Annotated in this window: 11 protein-coding genes; 5 read left to right on the plus strand and 6 right to left on the minus strand. The window is 44.4% G+C overall.

Annotated elements, in window-relative coordinates:
* Window positions 1-128 precede the first annotated feature (128 nt).
* The gene (locus EPL05_RS18680; RefSeq protein WP_128535502.1) at window positions 129-2,525 is read left to right on the plus strand and encodes an ABC transporter permease; all 2,397 of its coding nucleotides are present in this window, start codon (window positions 129-131) and stop codon (window positions 2,523-2,525) included.
* A 170-nt stretch (window positions 2,526-2,695) separates the two neighbouring features.
* Here the strand turns inward: EPL05_RS18680 and EPL05_RS18685 are convergent, their stop codons facing one another.
* A complete protein-coding gene (locus EPL05_RS18685; protein ID WP_128535503.1) occupies window positions 2,696-3,106 on the minus strand; it encodes a BrxA/BrxB family bacilliredoxin in 411 nt (136 codons plus the stop codon).
* 214 nt (window positions 3,107-3,320) lie between these two features.
* Here EPL05_RS18685 and EPL05_RS18690 point away from each other — a divergent pair, with 214 nt between their 5' ends.
* From EPL05_RS18690 to ahcY, 3 genes are all read left to right on the plus strand, one after another.
* Window positions 3,321-4,175 (plus strand): M23 family metallopeptidase, encoded by an 855-nt coding sequence (locus EPL05_RS18690; protein ID WP_128535504.1) that lies wholly within the window; start codon window positions 3,321-3,323, stop codon window positions 4,173-4,175.
* Window positions 4,176-4,309: 134 nt separating this feature from the next.
* Window positions 4,310-5,224, plus strand: coding sequence for a cytochrome c family protein (locus EPL05_RS18695; RefSeq protein ID WP_128535505.1), 915 nt, complete (start codon window positions 4,310-4,312; stop codon window positions 5,222-5,224).
* Window positions 5,225-5,674: 450 nt separating this feature from the next.
* Entirely contained in the window at window positions 5,675-6,991 is a 1,317-nt protein-coding gene (ahcY, locus tag EPL05_RS18700) for an adenosylhomocysteinase (protein ID WP_128535506.1), read from the plus strand.
* Window positions 6,992-7,394: 403 nt separating this feature from the next.
* On the opposite strand, the gene EPL05_RS24555 is transcribed toward ahcY, so the two are convergent.
* The 4 genes from EPL05_RS24555 to EPL05_RS18720 all read right to left on the minus strand — a co-directional run bounded on the left by EPL05_RS24555 (window position 7,395) and on the right by EPL05_RS18720 (window position 11,788).
* A complete protein-coding gene (locus tag EPL05_RS24555) occupies window positions 7,395-7,556 on the minus strand; it encodes a hypothetical protein (protein ID WP_317127896.1) in 162 nt (53 codons plus the stop codon).
* A gap of 501 nt (window positions 7,557-8,057) precedes the next feature.
* On the minus strand, window positions 8,058-8,861 hold the full coding sequence (locus EPL05_RS18710) for a glycosyltransferase (protein WP_128535507.1): 804 nt from the start codon (window positions 8,859-8,861) through the stop codon (window positions 8,058-8,060).
* A gap of 103 nt (window positions 8,862-8,964) precedes the next feature.
* On the minus strand, window positions 8,965-9,366 hold the full coding sequence (locus EPL05_RS18715; RefSeq protein ID WP_128535508.1) for a DUF5655 domain-containing protein: 402 nt from the start codon (window positions 9,364-9,366) through the stop codon (window positions 8,965-8,967).
* A 61-nt stretch (window positions 9,367-9,427) separates the two neighbouring features.
* Entirely contained in the window at window positions 9,428-11,788 is a 2,361-nt protein-coding gene (locus EPL05_RS18720; RefSeq protein ID WP_128535509.1) for a PAS domain-containing protein, read from the minus strand.
* A 221-nt stretch (window positions 11,789-12,009) separates the two neighbouring features.
* Between EPL05_RS18720 and EPL05_RS18725 the strand changes: the two genes are divergently transcribed.
* Window positions 12,010-12,726, plus strand: coding sequence for a pyridoxine 5'-phosphate synthase (locus EPL05_RS18725; RefSeq protein ID WP_128535510.1), 717 nt, complete (start codon window positions 12,010-12,012; stop codon window positions 12,724-12,726).
* Here the strand turns inward: EPL05_RS18725 and EPL05_RS18730 are convergent.
* Complete coding sequence (locus tag EPL05_RS18730) at window positions 12,723-16,388, minus strand: gliding motility-associated C-terminal domain-containing protein (RefSeq protein WP_128535511.1); 3,666 nt, start codon at window positions 16,386-16,388, stop codon at window positions 12,723-12,725. The two genes, EPL05_RS18725 and EPL05_RS18730, sit on opposite strands and share 4 nt — an antisense overlap.
* Window positions 16,389-16,480: the final 92 nt, after the last annotated feature.

Consider the following 16,480-nt stretch of genomic DNA (forward strand, 5'->3'; position numbering starts at 1 on the left):
GGTGAGTAAAGAGTGGTGAGTAGTTTTATCTTGAATTTCGAATTTTAGATAAAACAAAACGATAAGCGACAGAATCAAAACTAATATAATCTGTGAAATCAATCTTAAAATCGGTGTAATATATCAGCATGATAAAGAATTATTTAAAAGTTGCCAGGCGCAACCTCATCAAAAATAAAATGCATACGTTCATTAACGTTTCGGGCTTGTCCGTTGGGATGGCTGTGGCGATGCTTATTGGGCTATGGATATGGGACGAATTATCGTACGACCACTCTTTTGATAATCACGATAAGATAGTTCGCGTAATGCAGTCTCAAACGTTCAACGGTAAAATAAGCAGTCAGATCGCGATGCCTATCCCCCTGGGTACTGTACTGCGGAGCGACTACAAAAGCGATTTTAAATATGTGGTGCTCTCCAGCTGGAATTACGACCATATACTGGCTGTTGGCGATAAAAAGATAAACCAGCAGGGCAGTTTTATGCAGGCCGAAGCACCGGATATGCTCACGCTTAACATGCTAAAAGGTACGCACGCCGCTTTAAAGGATCAATCATCTATCATGTTATCTGCAAAAGTGGCCAAAGCCTTGTTTGGCGATGTAGACCCCATGGATAAAACAATTAAGCTGGATAACAAGGTGTTGGTGAAAGTTACCGGTGTGTATGAGGATATCCCTCATAACACCAGTTTTAGCGAGGTGAATTTTATTTTACCATGGGACCTTTACCCCAGCAGCCAGCCGTGGGTAAAGCGGTCAGCCACGCAATGGGGCAACAACTCCTTCCAGATATTCGCGCAGCTGAATCCGAAGGCGGATCTTGCAAAAGTTAGTGCAAGCATCCTGGACCTGAAAAAGAAGAATATTGCCGCCCAGGGCGATAAAGTTGGCGCATCGTTTAATCCCCTGGTGTTTTTGCACCCAATGAACAAATGGCGTTTATACGGCGAATTTAAAGACGGCATCAACACCGGCGGCGCGGTACAATGGGTGTGGTTATTTGGCATCATTGGTATATTTGTGCTGCTGCTTGCCTGTATCAACTTCATGAATTTGAGTACAGCACGATCTGAGAAGCGGGCGAAGGAAGTGGGCATCCGCAAGGCGGTTGGGTCGGTACGGGGGCAACTTATCGCGCAGTTCTTCAGCGAATCGTTATTAGTAGTGGCTTTCGCTTTTGTGTTTTGCATAGTTTTAGTATTGGTAACTTTACCCTGGTTTAACCAGGTGGCCGGTAAAACCATGCACGTGCTTTGGGCAAACCCTGTTTTTTGGCTCATGGGCGTAGGCTTCAGCATGCTTACAGGTGCAGTAGCCGGCAGCTACCCGGCGTTCTACCTCTCATCGTTCGAGCCGGTGAAGGTGTTAAAAGGCACTTTTAAGGCGGGCCGTTATGCTGCTTTGCCACGTAAAATATTAGTAGTGTTCCAGTTCTTTTTTTCGGCCACGCTTATTATAGGCACAATTATCGTTTTCAGGCAGGTGCAATTCACCAAAAACAGGCCGATAGGTTACGAGCGTACCGGGCTGGTGCAGCTGAGCATGAAAACAGACGATATCCACAAAAATTTTACAGCCGTACGTACCGACCTGATGCAAAACGGCGCAATATTGGAAATGGCCGAATCTGGCAGCCCGCTAACGGATGTATATTCTAATAACAGCGGCTACACCTGGAAAGATAAAGCGCCGGATCTGCAGGACGATTTCGCCTATATACCGGTTACCCCCGAATTTGGTAAAACCGCAGGCTGGAAACTGATAGAGGGCCGCGATTTTTCGAGGGATATCCTGACGGATTCCTCTGCGATGATCCTGAACGAAGCATCAGTAAAATTCATGAATTTGAAGCACCCGGTTGGCGAGATTGTAAAAAGCGGCGATTATAAATATAACGTGATAGGCGTGGTGAAAGATATGGTTATGTCATCGCCATACGAGCCGGTAAAAACCACCCTTTTTGTACGCAAGACAGATGGAGGCGATATGGTAGATATCCGCCTGAATCCCAAATTAAGCACCCATGATGCTTTGACCAAAGTGGAAGCTACCTTTAAACAATACGACCCGGGCAGTCCCTTCGATTATAAATTTACCGACGACGAGTATGCACGTAAATTCGCAACAGAAGAGCGTGTAGGCAAACTGGCAGGCTTTTTTACCTTGCTGGCTATCTTTATCAGCTGTATGGGGTTATTCGGAATGGCGTCGTTTATGGCCGAACAGCGCACCAAAGAAATTGGTGTGCGCAAAGTACTGGGCGCATCGGTATTCAGCTTATGGCAACTGATGTCTAAAGATTTTATCGCGCTGGTATGTATCGCGCTAATGTTCGCAATCCCGGTGGCCTATTACTTTATGGGCGGCTGGTTGCAGGATTATAAGTACCACGCCGAACTCTCCTGGTGGATATTTGGCGTGACAGCCTTAGGTGCTATAGGTATCACCATGCTAACGGTAAGCTACCAAAGTATTAAAGCTGCGTTAAGTAACCCGGTGAGGAGTTTGCGTTCGGAGTAAAGGGCTCTCGGGTCAAGAAACAAGAGTTAAGAAAAATAGACAAGAAGCAGGTCTTTTCAAAATAAAAAGGCCCGATGTTGATTGACACCGGGCCTTTTGTTATCTTTTATCTTGGCTCTCGATTCTGGCGTAAGCCTTTTGTCTTGTATCTTAGTTCTTAAGATTTGAGTTTAGCAATATTCGTCAAATGCACCCATTAGGTTGTCAGCGATCATTTGCGCGGGGCGGCCTTCAATCTGATGGCGCTCGATGATGTGCACCAGTTTACCATCTTTAAACAAAGCCATTGATGGAGATGATGGAGGGTAAGGTAGCATCAGGTTACGGGCAGCGTTTACAGCTTCGGTTTCCATACCTGCAAAAACGGTCACCAGGCGATCCGGATGCTTCGCGTTGGTTGACGCCATACGTGCAGCAGGGCGTGCATTGGCTGCAGCGCAACCGCAAACAGAGTTAACCATTACAAATACAGTGCCTTCGCTTTTTATAGCCTGGTTAACTGCATCTGCATCTTTTAATTCTTCAAAACCAACTCGGGTTAATTCTTCCCGCATTGGGGTAACTAAATATTCTGGGTACATATGTATGTTAGCTTAATTCTAAATTTTGATACAAAAATACCAAATCATTTAACAAAAAATATACGTACAAAGAATAAACCCGATTAATTGACGTTCGGGTTATAATAACAGCGTCAACCGCCAATTAAAAATAATTTTTATATTGCGTTGTCGGTTTACGCTGACCCCTAACTAATTAACTAAAGAAAAAACTTAAAAACAGAACGTTTAGGTAATGGGAATATTTACGCAAAAAAATCAAAGCCAACCCCGGGTAGTACAGGTAAGAGCAAAGCACTTTAACAGCCTTAAACTGGCCATGGCCGCAGGCTTTATCATTGTAATGGTGTTAATGACGGCCATTATGAGGCTTAACAGCCAGGTGGCTGAGCAAAGCCACGAAAACACAAGGTTACATTCGCAAATAGCGACTCTACAAAACGAAGTGGATAAAACCACCGAGGATGCCTTGCTTGCCAACGCCGAAAAAGATGGTAACCGCAGCCAGGCGGTTGGGTATATAGAAAACATCCAATCCAAATTAAAAAGCATTAATAACTACTTAAGCAAGCGTGGGTTGAGAAGCATTGGCTTTAAAACCGTGAACCTGAGTAGCAACAAAGCGAAAAGCGACACTAAAATGTATAGTGAGTTTAACAGCTACCTGGATAAGTTGGTAAACAATATTGCTTACATGCCTATGGGCTACCCTCGTATAAGTTCGTTCACTTCATTCTTTGGATACCGTGGCAACCCCTTTGATTTTGGGAACAGCGAGTTTCACCCCGGGCTTGATTTTAAGGGTAATAAGGGCGATGCTGTAAAATGCACTGCCAGCGGCAATGTAATATACGCGGCACGCGCCGGCGGCTATGGCAACTGCGTGCGAATAAAACACCCTAACGGACTGGAGACCTGGTACGGCCACCTCTCTAAAATAAACGTACGCGAAGGGCAGCGTGTTACCGTGGGCGATGTAATTGGTAAAGTAGGCTCTACAGGCCGCTCAACCGGGCCGCATTTGCATTACGAGATCCGCAAGAACGGGCGCCCCGTTAATCCAAAACAATATTTGAGTTTGAATATGTAGCGTGAATAGTGACTGGTTACTTCATGATTAGTCGCCAACGTTAAAACCCATTAAATTAATCAGTAACGCAAAATCCACGCGATATTTTTTTAAACAATTAGCTAAAAATCAGGTAGTGATGATAACGATACGTTATGAGAAAATTAACCTGGATATTGGCGATAATAGTTTTAATGGGCGGGGTCATCATTGGATGCAAAACCAAATTTCCAACCACAACAAATAATTACAAAGCGGTAAGCACCTCGCATGCATTGGCTCGGGGTAAGGTGCTGGCCTTTAGCATTTGCGCAGGCTGCCATTACGATAGGGCCATTAATAAATTTATCGGCACACAGATACACGATATCCCGGGAATTGCTGGTAAGGTATACTCCGCCAACCTCACACATTCCGGTTCGCATGGAATTATGGCAAAGTATACTGATGCAGAGGTGAAGTACCTACTAAAAACCGGTGTAGCTAATGACGGGCGCTTCCTAAACTATATGCTGCGACCCAATATGGCCGACCAGGATATCGACGCGATAATCGCCTTCATCCGTTCTGATGATGCATCTGTTGCGGCAGCAGATACCGCCGTGGGATTAACGCATTTAACTTTTGTGGGCAAGGCGTTTATGAATATTAAGGCTAAACCGATGCCATACCAGGCCAATGTGAAGTTACCCGCAATAAGTGATAAAGTGAAGCTGGGTTATTACCTGATAGATAATTTGGGCTGCTTTCACTGCCACTCCAAAAGCCTCACCAAGCTTAACTTCCTGTATCCCGACCAAACCAAGGGTTATCTTGCCGGCGGAATCAAACTAAAGGGTAAGGATGAAATGGATATCTATGCATCGAATATTACGCCCGATAAAAACACAGGCATAGGCGATTATACCAAAGAGCAATTTTTTAACGCCTTGCAAAACGGCCGGGCGCCTGATAGGGTGCTAAGGGCACCAATGCCAAAGTTTGATAAGTTAACTCATGCGGAGATAGATGCCATGTACGCCTATCTGCAAACCGTACCGCCGCAGTATAAAGTGGTGAAAAAAATATAATTTTAAATGATTAGTTGATTGATGAATGTTTGCACAGTTTAAACATTAATCGCTCAGTATTTTCTATGCAATAATAATTCAGCTTATAGCGGGCATTTTGTGGTACTGGCCCTTGCCCGTTCCTAAATCGGCCTTAAAATGTTCGGCGACCACGGGTACTGTAAAATCAGAAACATTCATAGTACAGGGCGCAGCCAGGAGTTTTTCACGGTTGTTTGTTTTTTGATCAGCGTTCAAGAAGCGCTTCGCTGAGTTCTTTGTTTGGTTTTCTTGCCGGAAAAAGAAAATTTAACAGCCGCAGACTCATATAACTAACCACACGCTAATGAAGCATAACAGAACCTCTAATCAATATTAACCCCACCTCAATTGCCCTATGGCAATAAAAACCCGCCTCTTTTCATTACAAAAATTATATTCTTTATTTTTGAAGAAAAAATTAGAAAAGCTATGTCGACAGTACAAACTGCATACGTTAAAAATAAAGTGAAGGATATTTCACTTGCCGCCTGGGGCCGCAAAGAAATTGAATTGGCCGAAGCAGAAATGCCGGGCTTAATGGCATTACGCGCCGAATACGGCCCGTCACAAATATTAAAAGGCGCGCGTATAGCGGGTTGTCTGCACATGACTATCCAAACTGCTGTTTTAATTGAAACGCTGCAGGCATTGGGTGCAGAAGTTACCTGGTCGTCATGTAATATCTTCTCTACCCAGGATCACGCTGCTGCTGCAATTGCTGCTGCAGGTACTTCTGTTTACGCTTGGAAAGGTTTGAACGAAGAGGAATTTGACTGGTGTATTGAGCAAACGCTTTTCTTTGGTGAAGACCGCAAACCATTGAATATGATATTGGATGATGGTGGCGATTTAACCAACATGGTTTTTGACCGTTACCCAGAACTGGCTGCCGGCATACAAGGCTTATCTGAAGAAACAACTACAGGTGTTCACCGTTTATACGAGCGTATGAAAGCCGGTACTTTATTGGTGCCTGCTATCAACATCAACGATTCGGTTACCAAATCTAAATTTGATAACAAATACGGTTGCCGCGAATCATTAGTTGACGCTATCCGTCGTGCTACCGACGTAATGATGGCCGGTAAAGTAGGTGTTGTTTGTGGTTATGGCGACGTAGGTAAGGGTTCTGCAGATTCTCTGCGTAACGCCGGTGTCCGTGTTATTGTTACCGAAATTGACCCTATCTGCGCTTTACAGGCAGCTATGGAAGGTTTTGAAGTGAAGAAATTAGGCACCGCTATTGCTGAGGCTGACATCGTTGTTACTGCAACAGGTAACAAAAATATCGTTCGCGAGCAACATTTCCGTGCGTTGAAAGATAAAGCAATCGTTTGTAACATTGGCCACTTTGATAACGAGATTGACATGGCCTGGTTAAACGGTGCTTATGGCAATACCAAAATTGAGATTAAACCACAAGTTGATAAATACACCATTGACGGTAACGACGTTATTGTTTTGGCTGAAGGCCGTTTGGTTAACCTTGGTTGCGCTACTGGCCACCCAAGCTTTGTAATGAGTAACTCATTCACCAACCAAACTTTGGCTCAAATTGAGCTTTGGACTAACGCATCTGCTTACAAGAACGAAGTTTACACTTTGCCTAAACACTTAGACGAAAAAGTTGCCCGTTTACACCTTGCCAAAATTGGTGTTGAACTGGAAGTTTTAGACCAGGACCAGGCTGAGTATATCGGTGTAACTGTAGAAGGTCCGTTTAAACCGGAGTACTACCGTTACTAATAGGACGAAAGACTTTTAGACAAAAGATAAAAAGACGAAAAAGGGATATGGTGATGAGCCGTATCCCTTTTTTGGTATATTTATAAAAAGAGTTATGCTAATACCTGTTATAAATTTGCTGATTATTATTTTGGTATTAGTCATATACATCGTCAAAACGAGGCGTAGGGTTGATTTTTATACAGTCAATTTGGTTTTAGGACTTATTTATAATTTTTTAGGATGGGCTTACATCGCCAAGTATTTAGATGCAGGTGGAGCCAGCCTTGGTGCCGGGTTTGCGTTAATAGGCATCACGATATTGCACATGATCGCTGCCTTTTCAGTCGTGTCGATAATTTATATTGTAAAGTCTATAAGGAACCGGGAGGACAATGGCTAATTTTCTAAAGTTACTGATGGGTTATTTTACTGCTATGCTAAATGCCACATCTTCGGGCGGGTTGCATCTGCGGTCATTACAAGCGCCGTAGCCGAGGATGCCGGTAACCGTTACCGGCCCCACCGACTTTAACATTATCTTCTGCTGAAAAACCACTTCGTGTTCAAAATAATTTACCTGCATGCCAATTACCTTCTCAAATTTGCTGGTGGGTTTGGGTTCGATAGTTTTACCAATGGGTGTAAATGTGGCCGCGGCTTAAAGTTGAATTCTGTTTTAGTTGGCCCGCCACTGGCACCTTTTTGCGAGTAAATATGCCAGCCATTATCAATAATGGCTTTTAAATAGATAACAGCTTCTTTCGGGTTTATTTTTTAGATGCATAGCTCTATCTAACCGGGTTTACTATCTGTGCTTTACCTACATACGGCACAGCAAATAAAATGAATAATAAGAGCGCTTTTTTCATGTTATAAATTGGTGCTAATAAGGTAAGAAAATAAGGCAGGTATTAGGCCCTATTCATATCAGTTACAACAACTCATACGAATCCCTCACCCAGCTAAAAAGCTGTGGGCGTAATTCGCTTACACTACTCAGGCGTATGTTGTTTTGGAAACGACCTGCGGTTGCTATGCTTTTGTGAGTATAGATTGACATTAATATACTACATACAACGTCGATTTATATTCCTTTGTCTCCATCTCTCCGCTGATCTTTATAATTTCTAATCTTCGCGCTGGTTTCGTACCAGGCCCAAAACAGGGAAAGGAATATGCCTGTGGCACCATCTTTATAGCCCCTTGCCGAAAGGTAACTATTACGGAAGGAGCGGAAGGGTTGTTTAATGATTTCCGATGGGGTGGTGCGCATGCCGTTTACGTACCGTGCTTCGCCCTCATTCCTTAGGTAGCGGCGATGTTTTTCTATCAGTTTGCCATAACTGGCCATCCAGTAGTGATGAATGAAGTTTTTGCCGGTGAACGGGATGTTATAGATTAGGTAACCCGCCCTTATTTTACGACCTAAGTGTATTAGTCCTTTAAACTCGAAACGCTGATTATGTACCAATAATACCCTGCGGTTTACGCCGCCCCAGTTGGTGCCGGTAAGCCTTTTATTTTTGAAGTAGAACAGCCAGGGTGCAGTGATAGCGCCGATGTTATCTAACGGTAAATCGCCGTTAAAGATGCCTTTTATCTCGTTAATTAATTCATCGCTCAATACTTCGTCGGGGTCGGTTATCAGTACCCAGTTGTTGCGGGTTTTTGTAGCGTATTTTTCGTGGATCCATTCGCAGCTGTCTACCCGCTGGTGGTGGATCACCTGCGCACCGTATTGTTCGGCAATGGCAACGGAGCCATCTTTCGAACCTAAATCAAAGTATAGCAGTTCATCACAAAACCGGAGCGGGGTCATGGCTTTCGCCAGCAGTTGGGCTTCGTTATAGCCAACTATTATTGCCGATACAGGTAATTTATCATCCATCAGCTAAATAGTTTGCATAGTATGTTTTGTTTGAGCGGTGTTGACAGCCGTTTGCCAAATTTATAAATATATCGGTTGATATGAAGTGCGATAAGCTTTTGCCTCACAACAACTCATACGAATCCCTCACCCAGCTAAAAAGCTGTGGGCGTAATTCGCTTACATCACTCATGCGGATGTTGTTTTGGAAACGACCTGCGGTTGCTATGCTTTTGAAGATGGGTGGGCCTTCTAGTTTATCGGTAGAGTAAAACTTTAGCTCCAGCACCTTTTGCATCGGGCGGATAACGAAGAAAGTTTGCCGGTGTACAAAGGCGATGCAGTTTGGTGTGGTGCCAACTAATACATCGGGCCAGTCGGCGACCTCAGCAAGCAATTTATCAAACAGCAGAAGCAGCTCCGGCGATTTGCCCTTAAAAAGACTATCTAGGCTTATTTTGGCGCAGTAATGCCGCTGGCTTTCGCTGGTTAACTCACGGTCGCATTTGGGGCAGGTGAAGAGCATGGGATAAATTTAGCATATATCGAGCTAAACTGCAATTCGGCTTTGCGTGAGAAAAATCATCCTAAAACACTATCGTAAACGTTGTCCCGACATTCGGCTCGCTTTCTACGGTGATCTTTCCGCCGAAGGTTTCTATTTGAGTTTTGGTCATGAACAGGCCCACGCCTTTGCTATCATAACCCTTGTGGAATACGCTGTTCAGCTTAAACATGTTCTGGCCGTGGCGGCTCAGGTCAATACCAAGCCCGTTGTCGCTAAATACAAGCACTACGCGGCCATCTACAATTTTTGACGCGATGTTTATTTGGGGGGCAGCATCGGGTTTGCTGTATTTAAGCGAGTTGCTCACCATGTTATAAAATATACTTTCAAGGTACATTTTAGGGAATTTCATGTTGGATACCTGCAGGGCGGTAGTTATTGTGGCTTTCTTTGCGGCTATCTGTCCTTTCAGCATCGCGTCGGTAACGTTAACCATTTCGGGGAGGTAGCACAGGTCGTACGTCATGTTTTTATTATTACGTACTTCCAGCACCTTCATCAGTTCGTTCAGCGTTTCGTTGAGGGTGAGGCTGCTGGTCTTCAGCATCGTCAAAAGATTTTCTTTTTCGGCGGTGTCATCTTCCCCGGCTATCATATCCAACAGCATACCAATACTCCCCGCCGGGCCGCGCAGGTTATGGGCAATAATGCGGTTAAAATCTTCAAACTGGCTTATCTTATTTTCCAGGTTAAGCGCGCGCTTGTACTCGTCTATATCTGTGCAGGAGCCAAACCATTTTACAACTTCGCCTTTGTCGTTTTTCATAGGCAGCGCACGCGACAGGTGCCAGCGGTAAACCCCATCAGATTTGCGCCTGAACCTCACCTCCGATTCGTAGGGGGTACCCGTTGCCAGGCAATGACGCCAATCATTGCCGTCTTTCTCAATATCATCCAGGTGCAGCACCGTTGGCCAGCCAAAAGCTTTGGTTTCTTCCAGTGTAAGGCCGGTATAATCAAACCAGTAGCGGTTGTAATAATCGGTACTGCCATCCGGGTTTGATGTCCAAATGATCTCGGGGATAGAATCTGCTAAAAACTTAAATTCCTGGATATCCTGTATGGTTTTATCCTGCTTTTGCACCAGGCTTGCCTGCACCTTCAGCTCTTCGTTCAGCTTTTTCTGGGTGGTAACGGCTCGCATCAGTGCAAGTTCGGTACGCTTATAATCGTCAATATCCTGAAACGTGCCATAAAGCCTTTTGCAAACGCCATTTGTAAATTCAACGTTGCCTAAAGCACGTACCCAAAGATCCTTGCCCTTAGCGTTGGCTATTTGCAATTCAAGGCTCCAGGGGATGCCATTGGTAACTGCTCTGTTTATGGCTTCGGCCATTTTATCGCGGCTTTCGCCAATTTTATAAAAGTCGATAGCGTCCACCAGGTTAGGGGTAAAGTCTGCGGGTACACCGTGGATCTCTTTGGTAACGGGTGTCCAGTAAAGGGTTTGTTTTTGCAGATCGAACTCCCAGCCGCCCACGCGGGCAACGGTGTTGGTGCGCTCCAGCATTTCGGATGTACGGGCGAGCACTTTTTCGAGTTTGATCTTTTCGGTAACATCGCGGCCAATGCCAAAAATATTACCGGTGGATGCCTCCGGGGTCGATGTCCATTGGATGGTTCTGTATTCGCCGGTAATGCTTTTAAAGCGCTGCAAAAAATTAACAGTAGGCTCGCCTTTGCTTAGCTTTTCCAATTGCGTTACCGTGCTTTCAATATCGTCGGGGTGAATAAATTCAAAAGTGGACGTATGTAAGAGGTGGTCCTCTTCCCAACCCAAAACACGTTTAAACGCGGGGTTTACCTTTTTAAAAAAGCCATCCTCGCCGCCTACAAAAACCAGGTCGTTTGATAAGTTAAAGATCTTCTCGAAGCTTTGCAGCTGCTGTTTTTGGCGGCGTTCCACAATCAAAACAATTACCTCTTCGGCTAACAACTGCATGGCTCGTTTTTGCTTTGCGTTAAGTAGCCTTGGCTCGCGGTCGATAACACAGAGTGTACCCAGCGCGTGGCCATTAGGGTCTATAAGCGGGTAACCGGCATAAAAGCGGATATCCGGAGCGCCGGTAACCAATGTGTTTGCTTTAAAGCGGAGGTCTTTTGTGGCGTCGTTTATTTCCATCAGGTTGGAATTCATAATGGCATAGCGGCAAAAAGAAATATCGCGGGAGGTTTCTCTTACATCAAGCCCCAAAACAGATTTAAACCATTGGCGTTTTTCGTCAACTAACGATACCAAAGAAATAGGCACATCGCAGATGATAGAGGCCAACTCGGTAATTCGGTCGAACTCGTTCTCGCTCAGTGTGTCTAAAATCTCGTAATCATCAAGCGCTTTAAGACGCTCTTTTTCATTAACAGGAACAGGGATATTGATCACAGGGGTATTTCGGTAATAATTATTACGAATATATTAAATAATTACTTTCTTAAAGGCATGAATTTCAGTTAGTAATGAAACTTATTTTGATATTGATAAAAAAAGCACTGATGATTTAAAATGCAATCGGTTGTAAAGCGATGGTATGTATACAGGCCATAAGGTTACGGGAACTTTTATACTGTGGCAGTATTTATTGCAGGATGTATTAACTTTGTGCCATGGCCCGTTTATCTGTAAACATCAATAAAATAGCTACACTGCGCAATTCGCGGGGTGGCAATAACCCCGATCTGTTACAAGTAGCAAAGGATTGCGAACGTTTTGGCGCGCAAGGTATTACTGTACACCCCCGGCCCGACGAAAGGCACATCCGCTATAATGATGTGTTCGGACTGAAAAAGATAGTTACTACGGAGTTTAACATAGAAGGTAACTGTGAAGAGCAGAAGTTTGTGGATCTGGTGCTGGCCAGCAAGCCCGAGCAGGTTACCCTGGTGCCTGATATTTTAGGGCAGATAACCAGTAACCATGGCTGGGATACCATAACTAACCAGGCTTATCTAAAGGATATCATCAAGGTATTTAAAGAGGCGGGAATCCGCGTTTCCATATTTGTAGACCCGGTAATAGAAATGGTAGAAGCTGCCGCCACAACCGGTACCGACCGTATTGAACTTTACACCGAGGCATACGCTACGCAATACACTCAAAATAAAGAACAGGCCGTTGCCCCGTATGTAAAGGCTGCTGAAACGGCGCACAAGCTTGGCCTGGGCATAAACGCCGGGCACGACCTCGACCTGCACAATCTTAAATATTTTGCCGAAAATATCCCGGCGCTGGATGAGGTGAGTATTGGCCACGCGCTCATAAGCGATGCTTTGTATTACGGATTGGAGAACACCATACAAATGTACCTGCGCCAGCTGGGTTAGCGAATGATGGTAATATAGCCCGAAAGGATGTTACGGTCTTTAAGATCGATAACATAGTAATAAACACCGGCGGGTAATTGCTTGCCTTTATTTGTGCCATCAAACGGTTTTGCGTACCCCACCGATTGGTAAACCGGCTGCCCGTAACGGGTGTAGATGTTTATTGCTGCGGTAGGGTAATCGCTTATTGCGGCTAAGTTCCAGTAATCGTTGATGCCATCGCCGTTGGGGGTAATGGTATTAGTGATACCGCTGGTTACCACGGTAACTTTCACTTCTCTTCGCGCGCTTTCGCAATAACCGTAGGCAAGGGTTATAAAATAGCTGCGACTTTCGGTTACCGTAACGTTAAACTTACCGCCGCGAACTTCTGCAATAGCATCGGGGCTGTTTTGGGTATTGTACAAACGGTAAATGGCCGTTTCGAAAGGAGCGGTTACTACAATAGTCCCGTTTCCGTTACCATAAACTTTAATGTCTTTTGCTTCGGGAGTAGTTGGCGTAACCGATTCGTCTTTTATCTCAAAATCGAGTTCACCAGGTGCGCAGGTGCCATCTTCTACATGCAGGCGATATTTGCCTTTGGCAAGGTTGTTTATAGATGAGCTTGTTTGACCGGGGAGCGCGTTACCTGCTTCATCATGCCATTGATATGTATAGTTTGATGAGCCACCCGTAAAAACCGAGGCACTTATGCTGCCTGTACCTACACCGCACTGGATGTTGGTTGGCGTGCCGGGCTTGGCAACTAATTGCGGATATTCACCAACCGTAAACTCCTCCGGATAAATGTAGGGGCAGTTGTTTTGATTGGTAAGTATAACCTTATACTTACCCGGTGAAAGGCCATTAGCTATTTTAGCGAAGGCCACATCTTTACCCTGCGCGTTTATCCAGCGATAGGTAATCGGTTGTTCGGGTGCATTATCGGTGTTGAGCGATATGCTACCATTATTAAGGGCATAGCACGATTTGGTAGGTGTTGCGATGAAACCTGTAAATATGGTGGCCTCGCCGGAAAGTATTTCGAAATCTGAATAATTGCTGCAAGTGGTGTTGCTATAGGTTAACCTGTAGTGGCCACCCGCTACGCCTACCAGGTTAAGGCTATGGCCGGCTGTTGTATTGTTATCGGTATTAAGCCATAAAAACGTAGTTGCGGCTGGAGCCTCCAACCCGGTGATCTCGCCTGTGTTTTTACCGCAAAAATCTGTTTTCTGTTTATAATTCGCACCTCGTATTAACTGCACACCGTCATCGCTGCCAACAACAATAGGATCGCTTTGTACAGGAGTGCAGAGGCTGCCTCCACTAACAGTAAGGGTATAAGTGCCCGCCTGCACAAAAGAGAGGTCTTTTAAGTTACCCTTTACTTCGTTCCGTTCGTTGGTCCAAACGTAAGTGAAGGGAGCTCCGGTTGCTGTAACGGTAACGTTTTTAATGGAGCCGTCGCCGTTTTCGCAGGTGGCATTGGTAACCACGCGGGTAACTATATCTATGGCAATATCGTTAACTGAGGGAATCTCGCGCTGTGTGGAATAAACTGCACCACAACTGCTTTCATCTGTTACGGATAAAATGTATTTGCCCGGTGGCTGCCCGGTAAGGTTGCGGGTGGTGCTAACTACTGAGTTCTGTTCGTTTTTCCAGTTGTAGTTTAAAGTACCGGTGCCGGTGGCAGTAATGCCGGTGATTGCGCCGATGGCTTCATAGCATTTAGTAGGGGTAATGTTTGTATTGGATTCATCAATGTTTGGGCCTATATCGTTTTTTATGGGGATAGGGCCATACGTAACTGCACAGTTATCTACAGTAGTAACAGTAAGGGTGTAATTTCCGCTTGGTACATTAATCAAGTTTAACGTCTGGCCGGCAATATCTGTATTTTGGTTTTGCCAAATGGTAGATTTAATATTTACATCACTACTGTTTTGGATGTACAAACCCATAATAGCGCCGTTGTTATTATCGCAAGTATTAGGCGATACATTTACCAATGAGCTGTTGATAATAGGCGTGGCCTCAACAAGTGTGTAAACCGGGCCCGTAATGCTGCATTTATCACTAAGGTAAGCAGTAAAGGTATAGCTGCCAGGTTGCAGCCCGGTCACATCAAGGGTTGTGCCTACAATAGTACCGTCAGTTTTTTTCCACTCTATGCGGGTAAAGTTAGCAAGCTTTAGCCCTTTTATACTACCATTGTTGTTACCGCAAGATGGGTTATTCAGCACAATGTTTGCACCATCATAAGCAACTTTCGCAAAGGTAGATGTACGCCCATTTATAGTAGCAGACGCTGTATAGCCTATAGATTGGTTGGTAGTTAAATATTGCCAGGCACCATTCGCATCAGCTGTTACTGATGCAAGGTAATGCGTAGGCTCACAAAGCTGGCATTGGCTATCACTAAAAATTTCCACCTCGGCACCGGGTGTAGCTGTGCCTGTTATGATATTGTTGACAATATTAGTTATGGATATAATCGGCAAAGCAACTAAGGGAGTATTCACCGTATAAGATTCGGCAGTTGTTTTACAGCTGAAGGAATTGCGCTGTAAACGTATTTTGTCACAATAGTTAGTATATACAGCGGGAAAATTATAATTACCATAAGCCGAATTGTCTATAATATTTGCATCTTCTGTGGCCGGGCCGCCAATAACCGCATTAGTTACGCTGTAGAGATAAAATGGCGTGTTCGAGATGCTTTGCAGATCTGGTTGAAGTGCTACATCCAGATTCGTTTTATTACCCCTTATCAAAAGCATGTCGGATACATCAGTTATCTGATTTATAGCTCCGTAGTTATAAATGTTTTTGTCAACAAAGAGGTTCTTGATTGCGCTGAATGTGAACGATCCGGGAAAGTTTCCTGCACTTGTTTTAAAACCAAACATATTGTTTTTGATAACAACATTAGCGACAGGAGCAGTTCCGCCGGTGTTGGCATCAAAACCTGTGACTATACTCGGCCGGTCATAAGCCCCAAAAGCAAAAATATTACCTTCTGTTTGCGTATCGCCGCCTATAATTACCGGGTTGGAAGCATATACACGTAGGTTGCTGCTATAAGTAGCATAGGCAGGCTGGGATGTGTTTAAGTCGAGGCCAAAAATATTTGACGATATCTTGGTAAAATTAGCCCTTATTATAAAAATCCCGGTATCAAGAAAGCCAAAAGCATTACCCTTGCCAGGGCTTCCTATTAAAATATTGTTGCTGTCCCAAATATTTATAGCGAATGATGAGCTAAACTCAAAAAAATTGCTAAAATATATGCTGTATATTTCGATGTTGCTAACGCTTTTGCCGTAAAAGCCGCTAAACGTTGTTCCGGTTACTTGCTTTTCCTTTAAAATGATTTTTGTGTCAGAAATCCCAATTTTGTTACCGGGCTGTGTGCTTCCGTCAATAGCAAGGTTCGAACTCAGAAAGGGCAGTTGTGTGTCAAGCGTTATCATCCGTCCCGCCTCGCTCACATCAGGCAAATTAAAATAGATAAAATCCTTTTCGGCACTTCCATTCGCTGCCGCCAGCGTTAAAGCCTCCCGCAAAGTCCCTGGGCCGCTATCGGCATTGCTGGTTACGGTAAAAACTTCGGCATGCACCTTAGCGGACAAGAAAACAACCAGTAAGAAAAGTAAAACCCGCCTGCCGAACATAAATTAAATAAGAAGCTGCAAAATACAAAATCTGCTTGTAAAACCATTGTCACTATAACATTACCCGATTGCTATTCAATAGCTAAAATAGT

This window comes from Mucilaginibacter gilvus, assembly GCF_004054195.1.
Taxonomy (GTDB): Bacteria; Bacteroidota; Bacteroidia; order Sphingobacteriales; family Sphingobacteriaceae; genus Mucilaginibacter; species Mucilaginibacter gilvus.